General features: G+C 46.1%; 7 protein-coding genes and 1 pseudogene. 3 read left to right on the top strand and 5 right to left on the bottom strand.

Features of this window, described 5'->3' with window-relative positions; genetic code table 11:
• The 3 genes and pseudogenes from hisH to hisF all read left to right on the top strand — a co-directional run.
• Positions 1–216, top strand: a pseudogene (gene hisH, locus A3751_RS19890) (imidazole glycerol phosphate synthase subunit HisH); the annotation flags it as partial.
• 23 nt (positions 217–239) lie between these two features.
• Positions 240–1007, top strand: a complete 768-nt coding sequence (gene hisA / locus A3751_RS19885; protein ID WP_068458668.1) for a 1-(5-phosphoribosyl)-5-[(5-phosphoribosylamino)methylideneamino]imidazole-4-carboxamide isomerase — start codon at positions 240–242, stop codon at positions 1005–1007.
• A complete protein-coding gene (gene hisF / locus A3751_RS19880; protein ID WP_068458667.1) occupies positions 1007–1780 on the top strand; it encodes an imidazole glycerol phosphate synthase subunit HisF in 774 nt (257 codons plus the stop codon). Before hisA ends, hisF begins: the two co-directional genes overlap by 1 nt.
• A 165-nt stretch (positions 1781–1945) precedes the next feature.
• On the opposite strand, the gene A3751_RS19875 is transcribed toward hisF, so the two are convergent.
• The 5 genes from A3751_RS19875 to A3751_RS19855 form a co-directional block, all read right to left on the bottom strand.
• Positions 1946–2542 (bottom strand): hypothetical protein, encoded by a 597-nt coding sequence (locus A3751_RS19875; protein ID WP_068458666.1) that lies wholly within the window; start codon positions 2540–2542, stop codon positions 1946–1948.
• A 147-nt stretch (positions 2543–2689) separates the two neighbouring features.
• The gene (locus A3751_RS19870) at positions 2690–4597 is read right to left on the bottom strand and encodes a bifunctional diguanylate cyclase/phosphodiesterase (RefSeq protein WP_231876946.1); all 1908 of its coding nucleotides are present in this window, start codon (positions 4595–4597) and stop codon (positions 2690–2692) included.
• A 181-nt stretch (positions 4598–4778) separates the two neighbouring features.
• Positions 4779–5462 (bottom strand): helix-hairpin-helix domain-containing protein, encoded by a 684-nt coding sequence (locus A3751_RS19865; protein WP_068458664.1) that lies wholly within the window; start codon positions 5460–5462, stop codon positions 4779–4781.
• A 298-nt stretch (positions 5463–5760) separates the two neighbouring features.
• Positions 5761–7329, bottom strand: a complete 1569-nt coding sequence (locus tag A3751_RS19860) for a SulP family inorganic anion transporter (RefSeq protein ID WP_068458663.1) — start codon at positions 7327–7329, stop codon at positions 5761–5763.
• A 153-nt stretch (positions 7330–7482) separates the two neighbouring features.
• Positions 7483–7885: DUF3362 domain-containing protein (locus A3751_RS19855; protein ID WP_156492664.1), on the bottom strand; the 403-nt coding region annotated here is incomplete at its 5' end.

Raw genomic sequence — 7885 nt, 5'->3', positions numbered from 1 at the left:
ATTGAGGATAATGAGCGATTCTACTTTGTGCACAGCTATTATGTGCCTACCTCAATTGATTCAAGTTTAATTGCTGGTCAAAGTCGCTATGGTGTTGATGTGGTTGCTGCACTTACGGATGGCAACGTATTTGCTACGCAGTTTCACCCTGAGAAAAGTCAGCACGCTGGTCTTCAGCTGCTCAAGAATTTTAGTAATTGGAATGGCCGAGTTTAAGTCGGCCAAAGTTGGAAAAAGCTATGTTAATAATCCCTGCTATTGACCTGAAAGATGGTAAATGTGTTCGCCTACGCCAAGGTCGAATGGACGACTCAACTGTGTTTTCTGACGATCCTGTTGATATGGCTGGACGTTGGATGGATCAGGGGATTCGTCGTCTGCATCTAGTTGATCTTAATGGTGCGTTTGATGGAGAGCCGGTTCATAAAGAAATCGTTACCGCAATTGCCAAGCGCTTCCCTAACTTGCCGATTCAAATCGGTGGTGGTATCCGCAGCCTTGAAACGATTGATGCCTATCTAAATGCCGGTGTTGAATATGTAATTATCGGTACCAAAGCGGTAAAAGAACCAGAGTTTGTAAAGGAAGCCTGTGAGGCCTTCCCGGGTCATATTATTGTTGGTCTAGATGCAAAAGACGGTAAGGTTGCGACCGATGGCTGGGCAGACGTTTCGAGTGTTGAAGCGACCGATCTTGCTAAGCAGTTTGATGCGCAGGGTGTGTCGTCTATTGTGTATACCGATATTGCTCGTGATGGAATGATGCAAGGCGTTAATGTTGAGGCGACTGTACGACTAGCTCAAGCATCTTCTATTCCCGTTATCGCTTCTGGTGGTGTCACTAATATGAAAGACATTGAAGCTTTGGCTGCACAGGCGCAACATGGAATATGTGGCGCCATTACTGGCCGCGCAATATATGAAGGGACACTCGATGTTAGAGAAGCGCAAAGTTATAGCGACTTGCACAGCGGATATGATGCGAGTGACGCGAAGGATCGTGTGTAATGGGGCTCGCTAAACGAATTATCCCTTGCCTTGATGTTGATGGGGGGCGCGTTGTAAAAGGCGTGCAGTTTGTTGATATTCGAGATGCTGGCGACCCGGTTGAAGTTGCCAAGAAGTACGACGAGCAGGGTGCAGATGAAATTACTTTTCTAGACATTACTGCGAGCCATGAAGAGCGTGAAACGACTATTCATATGGTTGAACAGATCGCCGAGAACGTCTTTATCCCTCTAACAGTGGGCGGGGGAATCCGTAAACTGGAAGATATCCGTAACATGCTTAACGCTGGTGCAGATAAAGTAAGTATTAATACGGCTGCTGTCTTTAATCCAGAGCTTGTTCGAGAAGCGGCTGAGCGCTTTGGGAGTCAATGTATTGTTGTTGCTATTGACGCCAAAAAAGTAAGTGGCCCCGAAGAGGAGCCGCGTTGGGAAATTTTCACTCATGGTGGTCGTAAGCCGACAGGTTTGGATGCTGTTGAGTGGAGCAAAAAGATGGCCGACTACGGCGCTGGCGAAATTCTGCTCACAAGTATGGATCAGGATGGTGTGAAGAGTGGTTATGACTTAGGCGTGACAAGAGCCATTTCAGAAGCTGTCTCTATTCCCGTCATCGCATCAGGCGGCGTAGGGAATTTGCAGCATTTAGCGGATGGTGTGACACACGGTGGTGCCGATGCTGTACTGGCTGCAAGTATCTTCCATTTTGGCGAACATACGGTTCAAGAAGCGAAAGAGTTTATGGCGGCTCAAGGTATAGAGATGCGTCTTTAAGCGAATAGTTTGCAAGGGCTCTTCTTGAATGACTTAAAAAAAACCGCTGGAGCTTGCGCTTCAGCGGTTTTTTTATATCTTATTGTTTTGCTCTACGATTTTTGTTTATTGTTGTTCTGCTTTTTCTTAATCGCGTCCGTGCGTCGTTTTACTACTCTAAGAGCTCTAAGCGAACACGCCCCAGTCGTTCAGGCGAGATCTAAGCTTTAGCTCTGCACTTACTTTTTGTGTTTCTTTCCATTGTTTTGCTGCTTTCGCACCTGCGATGATCATTTGCTCCTCATCACTACCTTGCTCCCGGTCCGCCGCTTTTTTGATCGCTTGGCTAAGTTCTGCTTCGCTCAGTTTTAGCGTTGAGCTTAATACGAGTGCATTGAATTTATTTCGGGTTTTTAGGTCACAGTTCGCTTCTTTGGCGATGTAGTCAGATGCTCCGATCAAGTAAAGAGAGACGGCATCTCGTAACCAAACTAGCTGAGGACTGAATAGATCAGTGAACTCTCGTTTAACTGGAATCATTTGGATTCCGGAAAATATCTGTGCCTCTTTGAGAGCCGTAATGCGCGTGTTGTAAGTGCTTTGAGTTTTATCTTCTTCGACAATGATGATTTCGTCATCGTATGTGTTTTGGGTTTCTCTGCTGCTGTGAGCGCCTTTGAGCTGTAAAGATTGTTTGCGAGCGAGAGTATATGAACGAGCACCGACGTAGCCGAGTAGGCCTAATGCCAAGACTTCTAAAACATGGATGGTGATACTAAGCATTGTGTTCTCTTCCGATTCTTTATTTTCAGTAACAATAGTATACCTCTGATTACACTTTGTTACGCGAAGAAGATAACATTTTTGGGTGGACGTAGTTCACGCCACGCGAGTCAACGACTCTACGCGGCATTTCCCAATGGTTTGCAATTACACGGCTTGTTTGAGGTTTTGTTGGTCTTCAAGAAAGAATTTACGCAAATCTGCATATCCCAGCGGTCTGCTAAAAAGGTAGCCTTGCGCATAGTCGCAGCGGTTAATGTTGAGAAAATCCCGCTGATCGATGTCTTCTACGCCTTCTGCTACCACCTTAAGATTTAGTTTGTGTGCTACAGCAATAATGGCTGACGTTATCTCCATGGCGTTGAGGTCGTCAGGGACATCCCGTACGAATTCTCTATCCACTTTCAGAATGTCGACAGGGAGGCTTTTTAGATAGCTGAATGACGAATAACCGGAGCCAAAGTCGTCAATTGTCACTGTCGATCCCGCGGCTTTGATACGATTGAGTTGGTCGATAACTGTTTCCATATCTTCCATGAGCATGCTCTCTGTTACTTCAAGCTCAAGGTTTTTCGCGTCCATGCCCGCTTGCTCAAGCGCTTCAACGACGGTATTGACCAGTTTTAAGTCGGTGAATTGCCTTGTCGACAAGTTAACTGCTACCCGAATGTTTAAGCCTGTATTTTCGTTGAGTTGTTGAATTTCACTACAGGCTTTTTTCATCACCCAGTCTCCGATGGGTATGATCAAGCCTGTTTCCTCTGCAATGGAGATAAAATCAACAGGTGATATTTCACCTTTAGTAGGGTGGCGCCAGCGAATGAGCGCTTCAACACTCTGTATCTGATTGGTTTTAAGATCGACCTGGGGTTGATAATGGAGATAAAACTCATCGTTTTCTAGCGCGTGACGCATTTCATGTTCAATCTCCATCAAATGGCTGGCGCGCACGTTTAGTTCTTCGGTAAAGAAGCAGAAACCATCGCGACCTCTCTCTTTTGCTTTGTAAAGGGCCATGTCGGCATTCCGCATCAGAGTTTCGCTACTTGTTGAGTCTGTTGGCGCAATGGTAATTCCAATGCTGGTCGAGATAATGACTTCGTGTTTGCCAAGCTTAATGGGCTTTTTAAGAATCGTCAGGATATGTTCTGCGATAGCGGCAATTTTATCATTGTTCGAAACGTCATTGAGCAAGATGGTGAACTCATCACCACCAAGACGCGCAACCGTATCCTGTTTACGAACACAGGTTTTTAAACGCTCAGCGATGGTAACCAGGAGCTCGTCTCCAGCCTGATGTCCAAGGGTATCGTTGATCCGTTTAAACTGATCAAGGTCTAAAAACATGATCGCAGAACTGTGTTTATGTCGGCGAGCGCTCAGAATCGACTGATGGAGTCGGTCTATAAACAGGCGGCGATTGGCTAATCCAGTTAAGGAGTCAAAAAGAGCCAAGTTTTGCATTTTACTGTTGGCGTCTTTCAATGCGCTAATATCGATGGCGGATATCACATAGTTTGTAATGATGCGGTCACGGTTATACACAGCCGCGACTGTAATTGCGCTCCAATACTGTGCGCCGTTCTTTTTCAAACAAAGCGCTTCTCCTTCCCAGCTGGCTTTAAGGCATCGGTTGTCGAGAAGCTGAATATCTGCTTCATCAACTCTTCTCTCTGGGGAGAGAATGTCGATGGCTTGACCAATTACCTCATGATGAAGATAGCCGTTGTTTCGGCAAAATTTTTGGTTTACGTACTCGATTACACCATTTGCATCGGTCATGACGATACTTGCACCGCTGTTGGTGACAGCGCTACTTAGCTTCGACATCATCACTTCTGTTGCTTGGTGGCTCTCGATGTTGTTCTTAAGGCGGGAGTTAAGTCTGCCTAGGACGAAGCTCATACCACCAAAAACAATTGCCAAAGAGCCGAAGATTAAAGCTTTCAGTGCCAACTCGTCATTTTGAGCTGTTCCGCTTGCCCAGAGCTCGGGACTTAGTAGGGATAAGCTGGCTAGAGAGGCGCAGCGGTTAACTATTATTGTTTTTCGCACAAAAGTACCCTTCACTCGCATTATCTTTGTTATGTAGTTTTAGTGTAGGGGAGGGCGTGGGCAAAAAAAGAGAGCATTCGTTCGATTGTGTAACGGTTATAAAGGATCGGGTAAGTATGTGAAAATATATATAAAAAAAGCCCGCTTAATGAAGCGGGCTTTTGCTAGAAACTCTTGGTTATTAGAGTTGTTCTTTAGCCTTTTTGGCCCAATCAGAGAAGCCTTTTGTGCTTGAGAACTGTTCCAGCTTTTTGCGATCAGCGGCACTTGGATTCGCAATTTGTTCAAAACTGGTAATGCCCGCAGCTTCAAGCTTCTTAGCGGTTGCTGGACCAACCCCAGGAAGTTTTGAAAGGTTGGCTTTTGCCGCCGTTTGAACTTTTTTAACGTCCTTCTTAATCTCTTTTTCCACCTTTTTTACTTCTTTTTTAACCGTCTTGGTGGCAGCTTTCGCTTTTGAAGCAACCGTCTTTTTAGCAGCGGTCGCTTTAGCCGTGGCTTTCTTTGCAACAGGTTTCTTACTGACAGACTTCGCAGTGCTCTTGGCAGACGACTTTGCCTTTGAGATGGTTTTCTCTGCTTTTTTCTTCTCAACACCAAGCTTTTTCATGAGTTGGTCTTGCAGCTTGTTGAATTCTTTGATGCGCTTGTCTAGCTCTTTCTGAGCTCGGTTCATTTCTCGATCGCTCACCTTCTGGATATCTTCCATAAGTTTTTTCATCGGTTCATGAACTTGGGCTTGTAGCGTGTCGATTTGTTTGAACGCTTCGCTGACCATTTTATCGAATTGCTTCGACGTCGCTTCAAATTCTTTATTGATACGGTCTACTACTTTATCGATACCTAATTTGTTTGTTTTGCTCATTGTCTCGCGGGCTCCGGGATGATGTTGCGTAAAAGGTAAAGTCACAGTTTAACGGCGGCAGTGCCGTTTGTTGTTGATAAGCATCAAGCGTACCTGACTATATGAATCATAGCTGACTGTCCAATGTCACATAGCTACGGTGCTAGGTAAATACTAGAGGTGTGCCGCGTGTTTGTCGAATTTTGAACCTGGCGCTTTGTTTCGAGCTTGAGTGTAAAAAAACTGCAATGAAGTTTGCGCGCACTGATAGAAAACGTGTCGCGCAAAGATGGTGCAAATACCGTTGAATTTTTAGACCTCAGTCAAGCTTGTCTGAGGCAACATGGTACGTCGGATCTTCGATTACATTTACTTCGACAAGGTTACCCGCTTTTTCTAAAAGTAGGCGACACTCTGGGCTAAGGTGTTTTAAGTGTAATGTTTTGCCCGCATTGAGGTAGCGTTCTGCGAGCGTATCGATCGCCTCTAAACCGCTATGATCTGCTACGCGGGATCGCGCAAAATCAACGATGATGTCATTGTTGTCTTCTTGAACGTTAAACTGTTCAAGAAAGCTCGACGTCGAACCAAAAAACAGCGCTCCATCTACTTCATATAGCGTGCTGCCATCGGTCGTTTCCTTTCTGATCACTAAGATGTGTTTCGCATGTTGCCATGCAAACACCAAAGCAGACACGATGACACCGACCACCACGGCAACCGCTAGATCAGTGATAACCGTGACACCAGATACAAGTACGAGTACGAACGCATCGGCTTTTGGTACCTTGCCCAATATGCGAAAGCTCGACCACTCGAAAGTACCAATAACAACGATAAACATGACTCCGACAAGTGCGGCGACAGGAATCTGCTCGATTAGGCTGGATGTAAACAATATAAAGCAAAGCAAAAACAGAGCTGCAGATAGTCCGGAGAGACGTCCGCGTCCACCAGAGTTTACGTTAATCATGCTTTGACCAATCATGGCACAACCACCCATGCCGCCAAAGAAGCCCGTCACGGTATTTGCAACGCCCTGACCAACACACTCTTGATTGCCTTTGCCGTGCGTTTGGGTGATTTCATCAATCAGGCTTAGCGTTAATAACGACTCGATGAGACCAATGGTTGCAAGCACCAATGCGTATGGAAAGATGATGGTGAACGTTTCCCAAGTAAAGGGAACGGAAGGGATTGAGAAGCTTGGAAGGCCGCCCGCAATCGATGCCACATCGCCTACAACGCGTGTATCGATATTGCCGAAAATCACGATCAGAGTGACGACAATAATCGCCGCGAGTGATGATGGAATGGCCTTAGTGAGTTTTGGCAGAAAGTGAATGATGGCCATCGTTAATGCGACCAAACCTAGCATGCTGTATAGAGCAGAGCCTTCTAACCAGGCGATATCAATGATACTACCTTCAAGGCCTGTTCCTGCAAGCCAGCCTTGTTCTGCTTCTGACTGTCCAAATTGCCCTAATTGAGCAAGAAAAATGACGATGGCCAAGCCATTTACAAAGCCGAGCATAACCGGGTGTGGCACCATTCGGATAAACTTGCCTAACTTCAATATACCTGCGGCTATTTGCAGAATTCCCATAAGGACTACGGTGGCGAACAGATATTCAACGCCGTGTGCTGCGACCAATGACACCATCACGACAGCAAGAGCACCTGTCGCGCCAGAGATCATGCCGGGGCGGCCACCAATCAATGATGTAATTAGACCGACCATAAATGCAGCATAAAGGCCGACTAGCGGTTCTACACCTGCGACAAATGCAAAGGCGACGGCTTCAGGTACTAAAGCGAGTGCAACGGTTAAACCTGATAGCAAATCGTTTTTGACGCTCAGTTGTCGGCTTGCAGAAATTTCAAACATAGTAGGTCCGTAGTGACATGAGTTAGCGTTTGATTACCTGTGAATCGGCTGTTGCCGGATTGTTAGGTAAGGGCGCGCGGATTATAGAGATTGGTCTTAGTGATTACAAATTAGGGGGGGGCTAGAAATCTAACCCCTCTAAACTAGCTTTGACTATTTGTGTTTTCTCGGCGGCAAACCGGTATGTTGGGTATGAAAGCGGCCCTTACGCATTTTTGAGGTAGCGCTGCTTTTTTTCATTTTACTGTTACGCGTTTCGCTCTTTGGCTGGGTTGGCGGTATTAGGTGTTTCTTGCCATAACCAATGAGATGCGCCTTACCCATGTTGTTCAGTGCTTCCCGGAGAAGAGGCCAGTTGTTGGGGTCGTGATAGCGCAAGAATGCTTTGTGCAAACGGCGCTGAATCGCGCCTTTAGGCACAGGCATCTTTTCACTCTTGTAGTCAACGCGATGCAGCGGGTCTTTCTCTGTATGGTACATCGCCGTTGCACTCGCCATTGGTGACGGGTAAAAGTTTTGAACCTGATCCGCCCTAAATCCATTGCCCTTTAGCCAA

This window comes from Oleiphilus sp. HI0080, from assembly GCF_001635135.1.
The sequence above is the reverse complement of the archived record's forward strand: the minus strand, read 5'-3'. Positions and strand labels throughout refer to the sequence as shown.